Source organism: Variovorax sp. Varisp41 (genome assembly GCF_047325085.1).
Lineage (GTDB): Bacteria > Pseudomonadota > Gammaproteobacteria > Burkholderiales > Burkholderiaceae_C > Variovorax.
Window position 1 is genome coordinate 1,015,921 of the sequence record NZ_CP168541.1, and the last position, 17,368, is coordinate 1,033,288.

Below are 17,368 nucleotides of genomic sequence, written 5' to 3' on the forward strand. Positions count from 1 at the left end.
CCGGCCCTATGCCGACACCCTGGCCTCGAGGGCCTGCAACGCCTCCGAGACGATGGCGAGCCCTTGCATCAGATCGGCCCGGGAGATGGTCAGCGGCGGCGCCACCACGCACAGGTTGTACTTGACGTATAGCCACACGCCGCGCGCCAGCAGGTCGGACTGGAAGTCATCCATCAGCCGCTGGTCTACACCCTGCCATGCGACCAGCGGCTCGCGCGTCTCGCGGTCGCGCACCAGCTCGATGCCGAAGAAGGCACCGATGCCGCGCACGTCGCCCACGATCGCGCTGCGCTCGCGGATGTGGTCCAGGCCTTGCCGGAGCCAGCCTTCGATCTCGCGTCCTCGCGTGAAGAGGCCTTCCGTCTCGTAGGCGCGCAGCGCGCCGAGCCCCGCCGCCATGCAGACCGGGTGGCCCGAATAGGTGTGGCCGAACGGAAAGGGCCGATGATCGAAGGCTTGGGCGATCTCCTCGCGCATCAGCACGCCGCCCAGCGGCATGCAGGCGCCCGTGACGCCCTTGGCGAAGCTCAGCATGTCGGGCGCGACGCCGACGCGGCGCGAGGCGAACATCTCGCCGACGCGGCCGAAGCCGCACATGACCTCGTCGTGGATCAGCAGCGCGCCGCAGCGCCGTGCGAGTTCGCGCACGCCGGCCAGATAGCCCTCCTCGTACGCGACCAGACCGTCCGAACCGAGCACCGGCTCGATCAGGATCGCCGCGATGTTGGCGGGGTTCTCCTGCTCGATCACGCGCTCGAGATGCGCCAGCGCGCGTCGCACCTCCTCGGCCCTGTCGTCGGTGTGGAAGGGACTGCGATAGGGGTGCGGCGCGAAGAAGCGCGCGATGCCGCCCGGCGCCGCCTGCTCGCTGGCCCAGCGGCGGCTGCCGCCCGTGAGCGCGGCCGCGCCGGCGCTGGTGCCGTGGTAGGAGCGGTAGGCGCTCAGCACCTTCAGCCGGCCGGTGACGAGGCGCGCGATCTTCACCGCGTCGTCGTTGGCCTCGCCGCCGCCGGTGGTGAAGTGCACGCGCGCACCGCCGCGCCAGGGCGCCCGTGCGCACAGGCGCTCGGAGAAGACCTCGCGGATGTCGCTGCGCAGCGTGGGCGACACGAAGCACAGCGACTCGGCCTGGCGCCTTATCGCCTCGATCACCATCGGATGGCCGTGGCCCAGGTTGGCGCACATGAGGCCGCTCGACAGGTCCAGGCAGCGCGCGCCATCGGCCGTGTGCAGGTGGACGCCAGCCCCGCCGACGAAGACGGGACCGGGCCGCTGCCCCTGGCGCGACCACGGCGTCATGAAGCGCGCGGCCGCCTCGCCCGGCATGGCGGCCATCACCGGCCCTCGAAGAAGGCCTTGATCTCGCGCGCGCAGACCGCGGGCGCCTCGCGGTGCACGAAGTGCCCGGCATCGGCGAAGTCGATGCTGAAGTCGGCGAAGTAGTCGCCCAGACGGTCCGACCACTCGGGGCGGATCAAGGGATCGCGCCGCCCCCAGAGGAAGCGCGAAGGCACCGTGATGCGCGGCGGCGGCGGCAAGGTGCCTTCGAGCCACTTGCGGCGGTTGGCGGCCGAGCTCAGGTACCAGTCGAAGCCGCCCTGGATGTTGTCGTTGCGCATGAACATGTCGACGTAGATCTCGATCATGTCGGCGAACACCTCGGGGTTGTCGCCCGACCAGTGATCGAGGAAGTGCGACATGTAGAGCCTGCAGCTCTCGCGCGATGCGCCGACCAGCTTCGCGGCCCATGGCAGCTGCTGGAAGTACTGGTACCAGACCTCGATCAGGTGGTCGGGCTGCCCGTAGCGCGAACCGAGGCCGGGATACGGGGTACAGAAATAGAACGCGCCTTTAAGCCGATCGCCGTGCGCCTGGCTGAAGGCCTGCAGCACGTAGGCGCCGAGGTCGCCGCCCACCATGCCGAAGCGGTCGAGGCCGAGGCGCCGCGTGAATTCGGCGATGTCCTCTGCGTGCGTCGCGGCGTTGGCGTTGGCATCGGGCCCGGACGTGGGCTTGCCGGTGAAGCCGCAGCCGCGCAGGTCGGGAACGAAGAGTTCGAAATCGTTCTTCAGCAGGTCCATGAGTGGCCGGTACACCATCCAGAACTCGGGCCAGCCATGCAGCAGCACGAGCGGCGCGCCCTGGCCGACGCGCGCATAGTGCATGTTCAGGCCGTTGGCCGGTACGTGATCGAATCGGATGCCGGAAGCGGCGGCGTCGCGCATGGCGTCATCTAGTGCAGACATGGTGTTCCTGTGGTTCATCGGTGAAAAGGCACCGCTTCGAAGCGGTGCGATGAACTTTAGGAATGGCCCCGCGCAGCGTCCAATACCGACGCGATACGCTGGCAGAGGCGCGGCGTCTGGCGCGCCCCGCGCACCCCGGCTCAGCCGTGCGCCGGGCCCACCGTCTCGACGATCTGCAGGAAGTTCTTCAACGCGACGGACGCATGGTCCTTGCGCCAGACCACGGTCATCGGCGAAGTCAGCACCTGCGGCTCGATGCCCACGAAGCGCACGCCGCTGCGTCCGTGCCCGCAGACGCTGGCGGGCACGAAGCTGATGCCGGCGCCGGCCGCGACCAGGCCCAGCGCGGTCTGCATGTTGCGCGCGCCCTCCTTGAGTTCGAGCACGATGCCGCGCTCGCCGAGCGCATGAAGGATCAGGTCGGTCAGGCTGGGCCGCGGGTGACGCGGATAGAGCACGGCGGCCTGGCCATGCAGCTCCTCCACGGGAATGGTGGCCCGCGCGGCCAGCGGATGCCGCGTCGGCACCGCGGCCATCAGGGGCTCGGTGATCAGCAGCCGCTGCTCGATCGACGGATCGGGCGGCAGCCCGGGGCGCGAGAAGCCGACGTCGATCGAACGCCGCGACAGCGCCTCGGCGATCTCGGCCGCGAGCAGCTCGCTGAAAGACAGCTCGACCTCGGGATAGCGGTCGCGAAACGCGTTGAGCACATCGGGCAGCACGCTGTACATGGCCGAGCCCGCGAAGCCGATCGCCAGTTTTCCGCTGTGGCCGCGGCCGATGCGCCGCACATCGTCCACCGCGGCATCGAACTGCGACATGATCGCGACCGCGCGCTCGAGCAGCAGCGTGCCCGCCTCGGTGAGCCGCACCGGCCGGTTGTCGCGGTCGATGAGCTGCACGCCCAGCTCCTCCTCGAGCTGGCGGATCTGCTGGCTCAGCGGCGGCTGCGCGATGTGCAGCCGGTCCGCCGCGCGCGTGAAGCTCAGTTCCTCGGCCACCGCGCGGAAGTAGCGCAGGTGCCGGATCTCCAGGCGCGCGGACGGCCCGCCCGAATGCGCGGGTCGCGAATCGTCGTCGTTCGATGGGGCGGGCGGGTGGTCGCGCATTGCGTGCTCCTGCGCGGTGCGCCGTCGGCGGCTCAGCTGTCGAGCGGCCGGTCCCGGGTCTCCGGGACGAACAGCCAGCACAGCACGAACCCCGCGCCCGCGATCAGCACAGGGTACCAAAGCCCGTCGAAGATGCTGCCCGTGGCGGCCTGGATGGCGACGACCGTCGCGGGCAGCAGGCCGCCGATCCAGCCGTTGCCGATGTGATAGGGCAAGGACATCGAGGTGTAGCGGATGCGCGCCGGGAACATCTCGACCAGCATCGCGGCCATGGGGCCGAAGGCCATGCCGGTGAGCAGCTGCAGGTAGACGATGATGAGCACGATCATGAGGTGGTTGATCTGCGCGGGATCGGCGCTGGCACGATAGCCGGCGTCCTCCAGCGCTTTGCCCAGCGCCTGGTCGAAGGCGGCCGCGCGCTCCTTCGCGTCGGCGGCCGCGCCGTCGTAGGCCGGCAGCGATAGCGTGCCGATGCGCACCACCGCCGTCGTGCCCGGCGCCGCGGCCTCGTTGCTGTAGGGAATGCCACGCCGCACCAGCGCGCTCTTCGCCACGTCGCAGCTCGAGGTGAACTTCGAGGTGCCGACCGGGTTGAACTGGAACGAGCAGCGCGCCGGATCGGCCGCCACCACCACGGGCGAGCGCGCCTGCGCGGCCTCGAGCGCCGGATTGGCGAAGTGCGTGAGCCCGTGGTAGACCGGGAACAGCGACACGGCCCCGAGCACCAGCGACGCGAGCACGATCGGCTTGCGTCCGATGCGGTCGCTGAGGTAGCCGAAGATCACGTAGAAGGGCGCGCCCAGCAGCAGGCCAATGGTCGACAGCGTGGTCGCGGTGACGGGATCGACACGCAGCGTATTCACCAGGAACAGCGACGAGTAGATCGGCCCCGCGTTGGTGACCACAGCCTGCCCCGCCTGCAAGCCGAACAGCACGATCAGCACCAGCTTGAGGTTGCGCCAGTTGCCGAAGCTCTCGCGGATCGGCGCGCGCGACAGCGCACCGGCCGACTTCATCTCGGCGAACACCGGCGACTCGTGCAGCTTCATGCGGATCCACACGGAGATCGCCAGCAGCACCATCGAGAGCAGGAAAGGCACGCGCCAGCCCCAGGTCTCGAAGGCCTCGGGCGACATCGCGAGCCGGCAGCCCAGGATGACGCCGAGCGCCAGGCACAGGCCGACGATGAAGGCGGTCTGCAGCCACGAGGTGTAGCCGCCGCGCTGACCCGGCGGCGCATGCTCGGCGATGTAGACCGCCGCGCCGCCGTATTCGCCGCCGATCGCCAGCCCCTGCAGCATGCGCAGCCCGATCAGGATCGCCGGCGCGAAGCTGCCGATCGACGAATAGGTGGGCAGCAGGCCGACCGCGAAGGTCGCGAGGCCCATGATCAGGATGGTCGCGAGGAAGGTGTACTTGCGCCCGATCATGTCGCCGAGCCGCCCGAACACCAGCGCGCCGAAAGGCCGCACCACGAAGCCGGTGCCGAAGGCCAGCAGGCCGAAGATGTAGGCCTCCAGCGGCGTGGCGCTGGCGAAGAAATTCTTGCCGATGATCGCGGCCAGCGCGCCATAGAGATAGAAGTCGTACCACTCGAAGACGGTACCCAGGGTCGAGGCGATCACCACGTGCCTGGCCTTGGCGGGGCTCGGCGCGTGGGCGGGCGTCGCGGATGCATTCCGTGCGGATGCTTGCATGCTTGTCTCCAGTTCTCTTTTCTTGGGGTTCAGCGCGGGCTCAGCGCCCGCCGGCGACGGCCACGATGGCCGCGGTCACGTAGCCGGCCGAGGGCGACACCAGCCAGGCGACGCTCTGCGCAACCTCCTCGGGCAGGCCCGCGCGGCCCATCGGAATGCCCGGCGCCATGCGCGCGGCGCGGTCGGGCTTGCCGGCGGCCGCATGGAGTTCGGTCTCGATCAGGCCCGCGGCCACGGCGTTGACGCGGATGCCCTCGAGCGCGACTTCGCGCGCGAGGCCGGTGGTCAGCGTGTTCAGCGCGCCCTTGGTCGCCGCGTAGTGCACCCACTCGCCACCGCCGCCGATCTCCGCGGCGCGCGAAGACACGTTGACGATCGCGCCGCCGCGCCCGCCGTGGCGGATCGACATGCGCCGCACCGCCTCGCGGCAGCACAGGAACGCACCCACGACGTTGACGCCGAACACCTGCGCGAGCATGCGCGCGTCCGCCTCGTCCACGCGCGAGAAGCCGCCGGTGATGCCGCCGTTGTTGACGAGCACCGTCGGCGTGCCGAGCTGCGCATCGGTCTCGCGGAACAGCCGCAGCACGTCCTCTTCCTTCGAGACGTCGGCCTGCAGCGCGATGGCGCGGCCGCCGCGCGACTCGATGTCGGCGACCACGGCGCGGGCGCTCGCGGCGTCGCCCGCGTAGTTGACGACGACCGCATGGCCGTCCTTCGCCAGTTGGCGCGCGATCGCCGCGCCGATGCCGCGGCCGCCGCCGGTCACGATGGCGACCTTGTGGGTTGAAGGCATGTCTTCTCCATTCCTGTGTTGCGTGGGTGAAAACAGCGGGCGTGGTGCCTGCTGCGAACTGCCGCGGAATGAGAAGGCTTTTGCCGAAATGCGTCCAATAGCGTTGGCGTCAGAAACTATATGCAGCGCCTACATGCGCGCATCCGCACCGTCGCCTTCATAGGCTGCGCATCTGGAAGCGGATGCCTTCGGTCTTGGACACGGGTGTCGCGCCGTTCCTAGGATGGCCGCATCGCAATCCAGGAGCGCCACCCGATGAGCCTCGTTCTTCCCACGCCCGGCGCCGGCACCCTGCGCGCCATCTCGGACTTCCACCCCTTCCTCTCGGCTTTCCGCCGCGATCTGCATGCGCACCCCGAGCTCGGCTTCGAGGAGCGGCGCACCGCGGCGCGCGTGGCCGAGGCGCTGCAAGGCTTCGGCCTCGACGAGGTGCACACGGGCGTCGGCCGCACCGGCGTGGTCGGGGTGCTGCGCGGCCGATGGGCCGGCTCCTCGAAGTCCGTCGGCCTGCGCGCCGACATGGATGCGTTGCCGGTGCAGGAGGAAGGCGATTGCGCGCACCGCTCCGTGCATGCGGGCCTGATGCATGGCTGCGGCCACGACGGGCACGTGACGATGCTGCTGGGCGCCGCGCGCCATCTGGCGCACACGCGCGACTTCGGCGGCACCGTGCACTTCATCTTCCAGCCCGGCGAGGAAGGACATGCGGGTGCGCGCGTGATGATCGAGGACGGCCTCTTCGAGCGCTTCCCCTGCGATGCGGTCTACGCGCTCCACAACTGGCCCTCGCTGCCGGCGGGCACGGTGGCCGTCAACCCCGGTGCGATGATGGCCGCGCGCGACGATTTCTGGATCCGCATCGAGGGCGTGGGCGGACATGGCGCGATGCCGCATCGCGCGGCGGACCCGGTCGTCGCCGCCTGCGCCGTGGTGGCGGCGCTGCAAACCGTGGTGAGCCGCAACCTCGACCCCGCGCTGAGCGCGGTGCTCACCGTGCATTCGCTGCAGGCCGGCAGCGCCATCGTGCATGGCGTTCCCACGCAGAGCGTGACGGTGCCGCCGCATGCGGACATCGCCGGCATCGCGAAGTGGTTCGACGCACCCGCGGGCGAGACGCTGCGCAAGCGCGTCGCGGAGATCGCGGCGGATTGCGCCAGCGCGTTCGGCACCCGGGCGGACGTGCGCTACCTGCCGTTCCTGCCGCCGACGGCGAATGCCCCGCCGTGCGCCGAGCTCGTGCGGCGAGCCGCGACCGGCCTGCTGGGCGCAGGGCGCGTTTTCACGGCCATGCTGCCCAGCATGGCCTCGGAGGATTTCTCCTTCATGCTGAACGAGCGCCCCGGTGCCTATTTCTGGCTCGGCGTCGGCGAGGACCTGCCGGGCCTGCACCATCCGCGCTACGACTTCAACGACGCGGTGCTCCCGATCGGCGCGGCGCTGCTGGCGACGATCGCGCGCGACGCGCTCGCGGACTGACGGCGGGTGCCACGGCAATACACGACCGCCGCGCAGGCACACCGTGTCTTGGCTAGAGTCGACCCGACCCTCTTTCTACTTTCTCGACAGGAGCGACGGATGACTTTGGCAATGAGCTGGCAGGCATGGAGCGAACAGGACGGCGTGGGGCTCGCCGCGCTGGTGCGCAGCGGGCAGGTCACGCCGGCCGAGCTCGCGGCCCAGGCCAGCGCCGCCATCGCGCTCACCAACCCCGCGCTGAGCGCGGTGGTCGAGGTCTTCGACGACGTGGTGGCCGATCCGCTGGCCGACGGCATGAACCCCGCGGGCGCGTTCGCGGGCGTGCCCTACCTGATGAAGGACCTGGGCCCGACCATGAAGGGCCGGCTGCAGGAGATGGGCTCGCTGCTGATGAAGGGGCAGCGCGCCACCGCCGACACGCACCTGACGCAGCAGATCCGCAAGGCCGGGCTCAACATCATCGGTCGCACCACCACGCCCGAGTTCGGCGTCTGCAGCTCGGCCGAGAACCCGGCCGTCTACGTCACGCGCAATCCCTGGAACCTCGACTACACCACCTGCGGCTCCTCGGCCGGCACGGGCGCGGCGGTGGCGGCAGGCGTGCTGCCGCTGTCGCACGCCACCGACGGCGGCGGCTCGATCCGCATTCCCGCGGGCGTGAACGGCAACATCGGCCTCAAGCCCTCGCGCGGCGTGTTCTCGATCGCGCCGGCGCTGTCGGACCTCACGGGCCTGGTGTCGATCCAGGGCTGCCACAGCCGCACGGTGCGCGACACCGCGGCCTTCGTCGACCACTGCCGCGGCGGCGCGCCCGGCGAGTTCATGCCCTACTGGAAGGCCGACGAGCCCTGCACGCAACTGATCGAGCGCGACCCGAAGCCGCTGCGCATCGCGATGTCGCACGAGTGGGGCGACTTCCGCGCCACGCCGCACATCGTGGCCGAGCTCGAGCGCGTGGGGCGCTTTCTCGAGGGCCTGGGCCACCACGTCGAATGGGCGCTGCCCGCGGTCGACATCCGTGCCGCCTTCGCGGCCCAGACCACCTGCTACATCAGCAACTTCGCGCAGACCATCGAGGGCTTTCTCGCGCGCTTCGGCCTCGAGCAGCCGCCGGCCGACCTGATCGAGCCGATCAACATCAAGATCTGGGAGGCCGGACGCGACATCTCCTATGCCGAGCGCTTCAGGATGCAGACGGTGTTCAACACCACCGCGCGCGGCTTCGGCGCCTTCTTCGAGGAGTGGGACATCATCCTCACCCCGATCACCGCGCTGCCCACGCCGCGCGTGGGCACCACCGAATACCTCACGCTCAGCGACAACCCCTCGGTGCTCGACTGGTTCGACAACCTCTGGCAGAACTTTGCCTACACGCCGCTCGCCAACCTCTGCGGCATCCCGGGCATCTCGCTGCCGCTGGCCTTCAACGAGCACGGCCTGCCGCTGGGCATGCAGCTGCAGGCGAAGCAGGCCAACGACGGCCTGCTGCTGCAGCTCGGCGCGCAGATCGAGCGCGCGATCGGCGGCCGCTGGAACGATGGCCGCCGGCCCGGCGTGCACGTGACCACGGCTGCCTAGATAACGCGATCAGTGCCGGCAGCCCGGCACGCCGCAGGCGCCGTCGTTCCACGACGAGCCGAGGATCATCCCGCAGAAGTTGAGCCGCTTGTACGTGGGGTCCTTGAGCGCCAGCACGTCGGCCTTGACGTTGCCGAAGGTGGTCTCGGGCTTGAAGCGCGTGCCCTTGGCGAAGGCGTCGATGATGCCCTCCTTGAAGTCGGCCTCGCGCGGATGCGCGCGCACCACCGCCTCGCGCTGCTCGGTCGGAAAGGCGTCGTAGGCCAGGCCCAGCACGTCCATCTCGACACCCGCGGTGACCAGCGCCACCACCGGCTTCTTGTGCTGCGGAATGCCCGGCGTGGTGTGCAGCGCGATCGCATCCCACACCTGCTCGACCTCGGGCTCGGCGATGCCGTGGCGCACGAGGAAATCGCGCGCGGCATTGGCGCCGTCGACCTCGAAGCGCTCGGTCCTGCTGCTGTAGGGTGCCACCAGCCCCATGTCGTGAAACATCGCGCCGATGTAGAGCAGCTCGGCGTCGCAGGCCAGGCCGCGGCGCTCGCCGGTCAGCGCGCCGAACAGGAACACGCGCCGCGAGTGGTTGAACAGCAACTCGGTCTCGGTGTCGCGCACCAGCTCGGTGGCCTCGCGCGCCATCTGGCTGTCGGGGATGCGGATGCCGGCAATGGATTCGTTCATGGGTTCTCCGGGAATAGGGGTTGGCGAAAGTGCGAACCCAGTGTCCGGCGCGCTGACGCCCCGTGCGCGCGGCCGAGGGGGCAGGGACTGCCAGATCGGGTGCGCTTTCTGCCAACGCGCTTCGGCGCCCACCGCCAGGCCGAAAAACGCAAGCCCGCTTGCGTTCTTGCAAACTGACAACAGGGCCTCGCAACCCTAATCTCCGTCCGCCACTTCAGCCCCTGCGACGCAGGGACCAGGCGATTCAGCCACATCCACAGGACGGAGACCCCCATGAGCCCATCAACGCTCGAGACCATTCGACAGATCTTCGTGTTCGAGAGGAACACGCTCGCCGAGGGCGGCCGCGCCGCTGCCGCGCCTTCGCGCCACGTGGTCGCCGCCGCGATCTTCAAGAACCCCTGCGCCGGACGCGGCGCCGCGACCGACGCCGAGCTGGCCGACCTGGCGCAGCGCTCGGTCGAGATCGGCACGCTGCTGACCGAGCGCGCGCTCTCGCACTTCGCGGGCGAGGAGAAGCCCCGCGCCTACGGCAAGGCCGCGCTGGTCGGCACGGCCGGCGAGTCGGAGCACGGCGCCGCGCTGATCCATCCGCGCCTGGGCCTGGCCATGCGCACCGGCCTGGGCGCGGGCCCCGCGCTGATTCCGGGCAATGCCAAGGTGTCGACGGCCGGCGGCTCGGTCGACCTGCTGTTCGGCGGCGCCGACGATGCCTGGGACTACGACGCCATGGACGGCATCACCCTCGCGATTCCGGGCGCGCCCGGTCCCGACGAACTGGTGCTGTTCGTCGGCTTCGGCACCGTGCGCATCAATGCGCGCGTGAAGGGCGCCAGCGCCGAGCAGGTCGCCAAGGTGGTGGCCGACATCCGGGCGCGCCGCCAGGCCTGAAGCGCCCGCCACCGGCCACGCCACGTGGCCGGCCAGGGAGGAGCCCCACCGGGCGGCCTCCTCCCTTCAGAACCAAAAGACAGGAGACAAGCATGGACATCCCCGCAACCCTGACGGGTGCGACACATCGCGCGGAAGGCAGGAAGGTCATCGTGGCCTCTTCCGTGGGCGCCGTCATCGAGTACTACGACTTCTTCCTCTACGGCTCGCTCGCGACCATCATCGCGAAGCAGTTCTTCTCGGCCCTCGACCCCTCGGCCGCCTTCATCTTCGCGCTGCTCGCGTTCGCCGCGGGCTTCATCGTGCGGCCGCTCGGCGCCGTGCTGTTCGGGCGCCTGGGCGACATGATCGGGCGCAAGTACACCTTCATGATCACGCTGCTGCTGATCGGCATCTCGACCTTCTCGGTCGGCTTCCTGCCCAACTACGACACCATCGGCGTGGCCGCGCCGATCATCCTGATCGTGCTGCGGCTGTGCCAGGGCCTGGCGCTCGGCGGCGAGTACGGCGGTGCCGCCACCTACGTGGCCGAGCATTCGCCGCCGCACAAGCGCGGCGCCAGCACGGCATGGATCCAGACCACCGCGACGCTGGGCTTCCTGCTGTCGCTGGTCGTGATCCTCGGCGTGCGCAGCACCATGTCGCCCGAGCAGTTCGATGCCTGGGGCTGGCGCATCCCCTTCATCATCTCGCTGGGCCTGCTCGTGCTCTCGGTCTACATCCGGGTCTCGATGAAGGAGTCGCCGGTGTTCCTCAAGCTCAAGGCCGGCAACGGCATCAGCAAGGCGCCGGTACGCGAGGCCTTCGGCGAATGGAAGAACCTGCGCATCGTGCTGATCTGCCTGTTCGGCCTGTGCGCCGGGCAGTCGATCGTCTGGTACACCTCGCAGTTCTACGCGCTGTTCTTCCTCACGCAGATCCTCAAGGTGGATCCGATCTACGCGAACACGCTGTTCGCCACCTCGCTGGTGCTGAGCATGCCGCTGTTCATCTTCTTCGGCGCGCTGTCGGACCGCATCGGCCGCAAGTGGCTGATCATGATCGGCATCCTGGTGGCGGCCCTGTCCTACGGCCCGCTGTTCAAGGCGCTCACGCACTATGCGAACCCGGCGCTGGAGCGGGCCCAGCGCAGCGCCTCGATCGTGCTGACGGCCGACCCGCGCGAATGCTCGTTCCAGGGCAACCCGATCGCGCGCGACGTCGACTTCCGGACCTCCTGCGACATCGCCAAGCGCGTGCTGGCGCAGAGCGCCGCCAGCTACGAGGTCAAGGACGCGGCGGCCGGCGAACTGGCGACCGTGACCGTCGGCGACCGGGCCATCGCCTCGGTGCAGGGACGGCTGGTCGCGAACGGCAACGCCTTCGAGCCCGCCAGCAAGGCCGAGATCGACGGCTTCCGCGCGCGGATCGGCGCCGCGCTCCAGGGCGCGGGCTATCCCACGACGGCCGACCGCGCGGGCATCGACTCGCCGATGGTGGTGCTGATCCTGCTGGTCTTCATGGGCTTCGTGGCCATCACCTACGGGCCGCTCGCGGCGCTGCTGGTGGAGATGTTCCCCGCGCGCATCCGCTACACCTCGATGTCGCTGCCCTATCACATCGGTGCCGGCTGGTTCGGCGGGCTGCTGCCGACCATCTCCTTCGCGCTCGTGGCCGAGCACGGGAACATCTATGCCGGCCTCGCCTATCCGGTCGCGGGCGCGCTCATGACCTTCGTGATCGGCGCGATCTGGCTGCGCGACACCAGGGAGACCCGGGCCGCGGCCTGAACCGCAAGCTTGCACCGATGGCGCCCGGGCCCACGCTGGACTAATGTCTTCGCTCCCTCGTTCAGCCTTCAACGCCATGGCCACCAAGCACCTGCCCCTGGATCAACTCGGATGGGACCACCTGCGCGCATTGCTCGAAGTCGCGCGCGGCGGTGCGCTCGCGCCCGCCGCGCGCAAGCTGGGCGTCGACCAGTCGACCATCAGCCGCCGCCTCGCGCAGGTGGAGTACAGCTCGGGCGGCACGCTGTTCCGGCGCGACCGCAAAGGCATCGTCCTGACCCCGTTCGGGCGGGAAGTGTTCACGAGGGTGGAGAAGATGGAAACGGCCTTGCACGAAATCCAGGGACTGACCGCCGACCGCTTCGGGCAGAACGCCGGCACCGTCTCCATCGCGACGATGGAAGGCGTGGGCGCGATGCTGATCTCGCGCGCGGTCAGGAAGCTGCACGAGCGCTTCGCGGCGATCGAGATCCAGCTCGCCACCACCTCGAACTACGTGGACATCGCGCGCCGCGAGTCGGACATCTTCGTGAGCTTCTTCGAGCCGCCGCCGAAGTCGCTGCACACGCAGAAGGTGGCCGACGTGCATTTCCATCTCTATGCCAGCGCCTCCTATCTCGCGGGCCGCGAGATCGCGCGGCCCGAGGACCTGGCGCAGGACTTCTTCATCGGCTACATCGACGACCCGATCTACCTGCCCTCGGCACGCTGGCTCGAGGAGTTCGTCGATGCGCCGCGCATCGGCTTCCGCGCGACCAGCATGTTCTCGCAGCTGTTCGCGGCGCAGGAGGGCCTGGGCGTGGTGCTGCTGCCTTCCTATGCCGAGGCCGAGTCCTTCGGACTGATCCGGCTGCTGCCCGATCGCTCCGCGCGCGTGCCGCTGTTCATCAGCGTGCAGTACGACCTGCAGTACCTGCCCCACATCCGGGCCGTCTTCGACCTGCTCGCGCAGCTCATGGCCGAGAAGCTCGCGGCCCAGCAGCCGGCGACGGCCTGACACACATCGCTTTCTTTCCATCCACCCTTTGCTCATTCATTTCCATGAACAAGAAAATCCTCGGCATCGTTTCCTATCCCATCACCGCCTTCGACGAGCGCAGCGGCGCCGTCGACATCGAGACCAGCCGCCGCGTGGTCGAGCGGCTGGTGCTGTCGGGCTCCCATGCCATCGCACCGCTCGGCAGCACCGGCGAGAGCGCCTACCTGTCCGACGAGGAATGGGATGCCGTGGCCGAGGCGTCGATCGCGCAGGTCGCGAAGCGCCTGCCTGTGATCGTCGGCATCTCGGACCTCACGACCCGCAACGCGGTGCGCAAGGCCAGGTTCGCCGAAGCGGCCGGCGCCGACGCGGTCATGGTGCTGCCCGTGTCCTACTGGAAGCTCGGCGAGGCCGAGATCTTTCGCCACTACCAGAGCATCGCCGACGCGATCGGCCTGCCGGTCATGCTCTACAACAACCCCGCGACCAGCGGCGTCGACATGCAGCCCGAGCTGATCGTGCGGATCGTGCGGGACATCGCGAACGTGACCATGGTCAAGGAGAGCACGGGAGACATCCAGCGCATGCACCGGATTCGGCAACTGTCGAACGGCGAGATCCCGTTCTTCAACGGCAGCAATCCGCTGGCGCTCGAGGCTTTCGCCGCCGGTGCCGTGGGCTGGTGCACGGCGGCCCCCAACATCATTCCGAGCTGGCCCGTCGCGCTTTACGACGCCTGCCTGTCGGGCGACATGGAGGCGGCGCGCACGATCTTCTACGGGCAGCTCGAGGTGCTGCAGTTCATCCTCAAGGGCGGGCTGCCGACGACCGTGAAGGCGGGGCTGCGGCTGCGGGGGTTCGAGGCGGGGGTGCCGCGGCTGCCGCTGCAAGGGCTCGACGAAGCATCGACCGGGCAGTTGCAGCGGCTGCTGAGGGAGCTGGATTCGCGAACGATCGCCTAGCCCGGGCCAAGCGGAGCCCGGCCTGGCCGGTCCTATAAAGTTCAGCAGAATACGAGGCATCGCCAGCCTTCGGCGGGCTGGCGGGCCTCCTTGCTTTCTTACAGTGGATCGGTCAATGCGCAAAGAAAAACCAGGGTCTCCTCCTCCGGCGGAAGAGGCCGCACCGCCCGAATCGGTCATGGGGCGTCCCCGCTCGCCCGAAGTCAGCGAAGGCATCATGCGGACCGCCCTCGAGCTGCTGGCGGAAAAGGGATTCTCGGGGCTCACGGTCAACGAGATCTGTGCCCGCTCGGGCGTTTCGCGCGCGAGCTTCTATCGCCGCTGGGCCAGCCCCGCGGATGCCGTGGCCGAGGCGGTCAACCAGGCCTTCCACTTTCCGATGGATTTCTCGGCCAAGACGCCGGTCGACTACCTGCTCAAGTTCGCGCTCGCGCTCGAACATGCTTATGCGCAGCCGCTCGTGACGCCGGCGGTGGGTTTCCTGATCGCCGAGATCAAGGCCCATCCCGATGCCTTCGAACGCACCCAGCAAGCCGTGCGCGTGCGCCGGGAAGCGGTCGGCAAGGCGCTGGAAACCATGGCCGAGCCGCTTCGCTGGGGCGATGGCCTGGACCTGGACCTCGTGCTCGTGATCCTGAGCGGACTGGCATCGAACGCCGCCGTGACCGGCAAGCCCTTGTCGCGCCGCGCCGTGAAGGCGTTGATCACGCGCCTCGTCGCAACCTAGAGGCCGCACTGCGTCAACCGATGCGCCGGCGCCAGCGCAGTTCGGCGTGGCGGCCTTCGCTGGGCGAGGGGCGCAGCACCAGCAGCTCGTTCTCGAACGCATAGCCGCGCCTGAGGGTCGTGCCTTCCCAGTCGGGCATCAGGCTGCATTCGACATGGTGGTCGACGATGGCACTGACCGCGTCCACCACGTACCGGCCGCTGTAGGCGATGTATCCGGTGAAGGCCTGCGCCAGCAGCCGCGGCTCCAGGTCCAGGCCGGCGATGCCTCGCGCGGTGCCCAGGCGCGGCCTGCCCGTGCGCATCAGCTGCGCGGCGACCGTTCCCTGCGCGGTATAGATGCCGGTCCCGCGCGGCCGCGGCCCCAGCGGTTCGATCACCTGGCCGTCGGCCAGGGTCACGCGGTAGCTCAGCAGATCCCAGGTGCCCACGAGCTTTCGTGCATCGTCGCATGCCATCGCGTCTCCCCTTTCCCGGTGAGCATCATCTCGAGCCACGGCCCCGCGCCCCGTCTCTCACGGCCCGACCCTGATCCGCGACAGGCCCGCGAGGCCGAGCACCACCAGCCCGATCAGCGCGACGAAGCCGGCCTGCTGCGTCCCGAAATAGCTGGTCGCCAACCCGACCAGGGCCGCTCCCAGCCACATGGTCACCGTGCCCGACAGGGCGTAGAGCCCGAACCAGCCCGCCATGCGCTCGGGCGTTCCCAGCTGGGTCAACAACACGCGGCTGGACGCATAGGTGCCGCACAGGCCCATGGCATTGATGCAGCTCACGAGCACGAAGAGGATCTCGGGCAGCGTCCTGAAGACCGGCCCGCTCCACAGGACTTCGGCCGCGTAGGCCTGATACAGGATCTTCCCGGGCCCGAAGCCCAGCAGCACGAGCTGGCATGCGATCACGATGACCAGTTCGATCTGGATGGCGCGCTTGGCGCCGAAGGCATTGTCCAGGCGCGTCGCCAGCAGGCCGCCCAGGGCGAGGAACGCGCTGACGACGATCGCGAAGGTCAGCATTTCCAGCACCTTCCATCCCATCACGCCGGCCGCGTAGACGCCGCTGAAGACGAGGATCGTCGTGACGCCGTCGGTATAGACCATGCGCGAGCCCAGGAACAGCGCCATGCGGCGGTCCTGCCTGAGGTTCCTCAGCGTGCCGAGCAGTTGGTCCCAGCTGGCGGAGATGCCCCCGCCCGCCCGGCCCTTGGGCGCATCCCTGGTCAGCAGGAACAGCGGAATCGCGCCGAGCGCGAAGATCAGCGCGACGATGGGCGCGGTGATGCGCTCCTGCTCGTGCAACGCCCTCGACAGGCCGAACAGCGGTGCATCGGGCAGGAAGGCCATGGAGATCTTGCCAGGGAGCGCGAAGGCCCACAGCGAGAACGCGAGCAGCACGACGGCGAGGCCGTTGCCCAGGGCCAGCCCCAGGCCCGAGGTGGCCGAGGCCTGCGCCGCGGGTGCCGCATGGGAAAGCAGCGAGTTGTGCAGCACCTCGCTGTAGTGGAACAGCACGCTGATGAACGCGAGGAGCACGCAGGTGACGGGCACCGACAGCCCCGAGCCGTCGGGCTTGACCCACCACAGGCAGGCGATCAGCAGCACCATCGCGGCCGTGACCGCCGCGAGCCAGGGCTTGCGCGCGCCGAAGCGGTCCACGTGGGCCCCGAGCAGCGGGCTGGTCAGGGCCGCGAACAGGCTGAAGATCGTGGCCAGCTTGGCCACCAGCGCCTGGCCGCTCACCGCATCGCCGATCACCACGGTCGCGAAGTAGGGGATGAAGATGTAGACCTTGATCAGGGTCACGTAGGGCGTTCGCACGCCCTCGTAGAGCGCCCAGGCCAGCGCGCCGGCCGGCAGTCGCGTGGAAGGCGTGTCGGTCGACCGGACCGCGTCCGGTGAAGCCGCTGGAATGTGGGCCATGGTCTGCTCCGGGAATGGGGTGAACCGATGCGGGTGCTGAACTAGTAGCGCGGACCGCCGGCGGCGACGAGGGTGGCGTTGCGCGCGGCGATTTCCTCCGGCCGCCCCTCCAGGCTGATCGACTTGCGAAAGGGCTGCGCGACCTCGAGCCCCGTGGTCCAGTAGACCTCGAGCTGATTGCCCTCGGGGTCGAGGAAATAGATGCCGATGGCGTTGCCGTGCGTCACCACGTACTGAACGCGCACGCCTTCCGCCTCGAAGACCCGCTGGTAGTGCTGCAGGGCCGCGGCGTCCTTGACGCGCCACGAGATCTGGTTGAGCAGCCGGACGTCGGCGGGCGCGGTCCGTCCGCGGGCCAGCACGAACTCGTGGTGTTCCACCTCCGGCCGCGACGACAGGAAGACCAGTCCGAGTTCGGGATCCTCGTCGGTGACGCGCAGCCCGAGCACCCGCTCGTAGAAATCGCGCATCCGGCCCAGGTCGTGGACATGCAGGCCGGCATGGCCCAGTTCGGCAATTCGCATGGCATTCTTCTCCTG

Annotated in this window: 16 protein-coding genes; 7 read left to right on the top strand and 9 right to left on the bottom strand. The window is 69.2% G+C overall.

Annotated elements, in window-relative coordinates; translation table 11 throughout:
• Window positions 1-6 precede the first annotated feature (6 nt).
• From ACEN9J_RS35920 to ACEN9J_RS35940, 5 genes are all read right to left on the bottom strand, one after another.
• Window positions 7-1,335: an aminotransferase class III-fold pyridoxal phosphate-dependent enzyme gene (locus ACEN9J_RS35920; RefSeq protein ID WP_413764730.1), complete on the bottom strand. Its 1,329-nt coding sequence runs from the start codon at window positions 1,333-1,335 to the stop codon at window positions 7-9.
• On the bottom strand, window positions 1,335-2,246 hold the full coding sequence (locus tag ACEN9J_RS35925; RefSeq protein WP_296786701.1) for an alpha/beta fold hydrolase: 912 nt from the start codon (window positions 2,244-2,246) through the stop codon (window positions 1,335-1,337). The genes ACEN9J_RS35920 and ACEN9J_RS35925 overlap by 1 nt, the downstream gene beginning before the upstream one ends.
• Before the next feature lie 140 nt (window positions 2,247-2,386).
• The gene (locus ACEN9J_RS35930) at window positions 2,387-3,355 is read right to left on the bottom strand and encodes a LysR family transcriptional regulator (protein WP_413764731.1); all 969 of its coding nucleotides are present in this window, start codon (window positions 3,353-3,355) and stop codon (window positions 2,387-2,389) included.
• Window positions 3,356-3,387: 32 nt separating this feature from the next.
• Window positions 3,388-5,052, bottom strand: coding sequence for an MFS transporter (locus tag ACEN9J_RS35935; protein WP_261206155.1), 1,665 nt, complete (start codon window positions 5,050-5,052; stop codon window positions 3,388-3,390).
• Window positions 5,053-5,092: 40 nt separating this feature from the next.
• A complete protein-coding gene (locus ACEN9J_RS35940; protein ID WP_413764732.1) occupies window positions 5,093-5,848 on the bottom strand; it encodes an SDR family oxidoreductase in 756 nt (251 codons plus the stop codon).
• 255 nt (window positions 5,849-6,103) lie between these two features.
• Here ACEN9J_RS35940 and ACEN9J_RS35945 point away from each other — a divergent pair, with 255 nt between their 5' ends.
• Both ACEN9J_RS35945 and ACEN9J_RS35950 read left to right on the top strand, forming a co-directional pair.
• Complete coding sequence (locus ACEN9J_RS35945; protein WP_413764733.1) at window positions 6,104-7,324, top strand: amidohydrolase; 1,221 nt, start codon at window positions 6,104-6,106, stop codon at window positions 7,322-7,324.
• Between the two features lie 99 nt (window positions 7,325-7,423).
• Window positions 7,424-8,902, top strand: a complete 1,479-nt coding sequence (locus ACEN9J_RS35950; RefSeq protein ID WP_413764734.1) for an amidase — start codon at window positions 7,424-7,426, stop codon at window positions 8,900-8,902.
• Between the two features lie 9 nt (window positions 8,903-8,911).
• Here the strand turns inward: ACEN9J_RS35950 and ACEN9J_RS35955 are convergent, their stop codons facing one another.
• On the bottom strand, window positions 8,912-9,583 hold the full coding sequence (locus ACEN9J_RS35955; RefSeq protein ID WP_413764735.1) for an HD domain-containing protein: 672 nt from the start codon (window positions 9,581-9,583) through the stop codon (window positions 8,912-8,914).
• Between the two features lie 273 nt (window positions 9,584-9,856).
• On the opposite strand from ACEN9J_RS35955, the gene ACEN9J_RS35960 reads away from it, so the two are divergent.
• The 5 genes from ACEN9J_RS35960 (at window position 9,857) to ACEN9J_RS35980 (ending at window position 14,911) form a co-directional block, all read left to right on the top strand.
• Complete coding sequence (locus ACEN9J_RS35960; RefSeq protein ID WP_093346426.1) at window positions 9,857-10,474, top strand: amino acid synthesis family protein; 618 nt, start codon at window positions 9,857-9,859, stop codon at window positions 10,472-10,474.
• Between the two features lie 92 nt (window positions 10,475-10,566).
• A complete protein-coding gene (locus tag ACEN9J_RS35965) occupies window positions 10,567-12,243 on the top strand; it encodes an MFS transporter (protein WP_261206176.1) in 1,677 nt (558 codons plus the stop codon).
• A gap of 76 nt (window positions 12,244-12,319) precedes the next feature.
• Window positions 12,320-13,240 carry a LysR family transcriptional regulator gene (locus ACEN9J_RS35970; RefSeq protein ID WP_208508635.1) on the top strand — a complete coding sequence of 307 codons (921 nt, stop codon included), beginning with the start codon at window positions 12,320-12,322 and terminating at the stop codon, window positions 13,238-13,240.
• 44 nt (window positions 13,241-13,284) lie between these two features.
• A complete protein-coding gene (locus tag ACEN9J_RS35975; protein ID WP_296740904.1) occupies window positions 13,285-14,184 on the top strand; it encodes a dihydrodipicolinate synthase family protein in 900 nt (299 codons plus the stop codon).
• Window positions 14,185-14,401: 217 nt separating this feature from the next.
• Window positions 14,402-14,911 (top strand): TetR/AcrR family transcriptional regulator, encoded by a 510-nt coding sequence (locus ACEN9J_RS35980; RefSeq protein ID WP_413764736.1) that lies wholly within the window; start codon window positions 14,402-14,404, stop codon window positions 14,909-14,911.
• A gap of 13 nt (window positions 14,912-14,924) precedes the next feature.
• Here the strand turns inward: ACEN9J_RS35980 and ACEN9J_RS35985 are convergent, their stop codons facing one another.
• From ACEN9J_RS35985 to ACEN9J_RS35995, 3 genes are read right to left on the bottom strand one after another with little or no spacing between them, the layout of a single operon-like run.
• Complete coding sequence (locus ACEN9J_RS35985) at window positions 14,925-15,368, bottom strand: lipocalin-like domain-containing protein (protein ID WP_261206184.1); 444 nt, start codon at window positions 15,366-15,368, stop codon at window positions 14,925-14,927.
• A 57-nt stretch (window positions 15,369-15,425) separates the two neighbouring features.
• A complete protein-coding gene (locus tag ACEN9J_RS35990; protein ID WP_413764737.1) occupies window positions 15,426-16,829 on the bottom strand; it encodes an MFS transporter in 1,404 nt (467 codons plus the stop codon).
• Between the two features lie 41 nt (window positions 16,830-16,870).
• Window positions 16,871-17,353 (bottom strand): VOC family protein, encoded by a 483-nt coding sequence (locus ACEN9J_RS35995; RefSeq protein ID WP_208508640.1) that lies wholly within the window; start codon window positions 17,351-17,353, stop codon window positions 16,871-16,873.
• Window positions 17,354-17,368 lie beyond the last annotated feature (15 nt).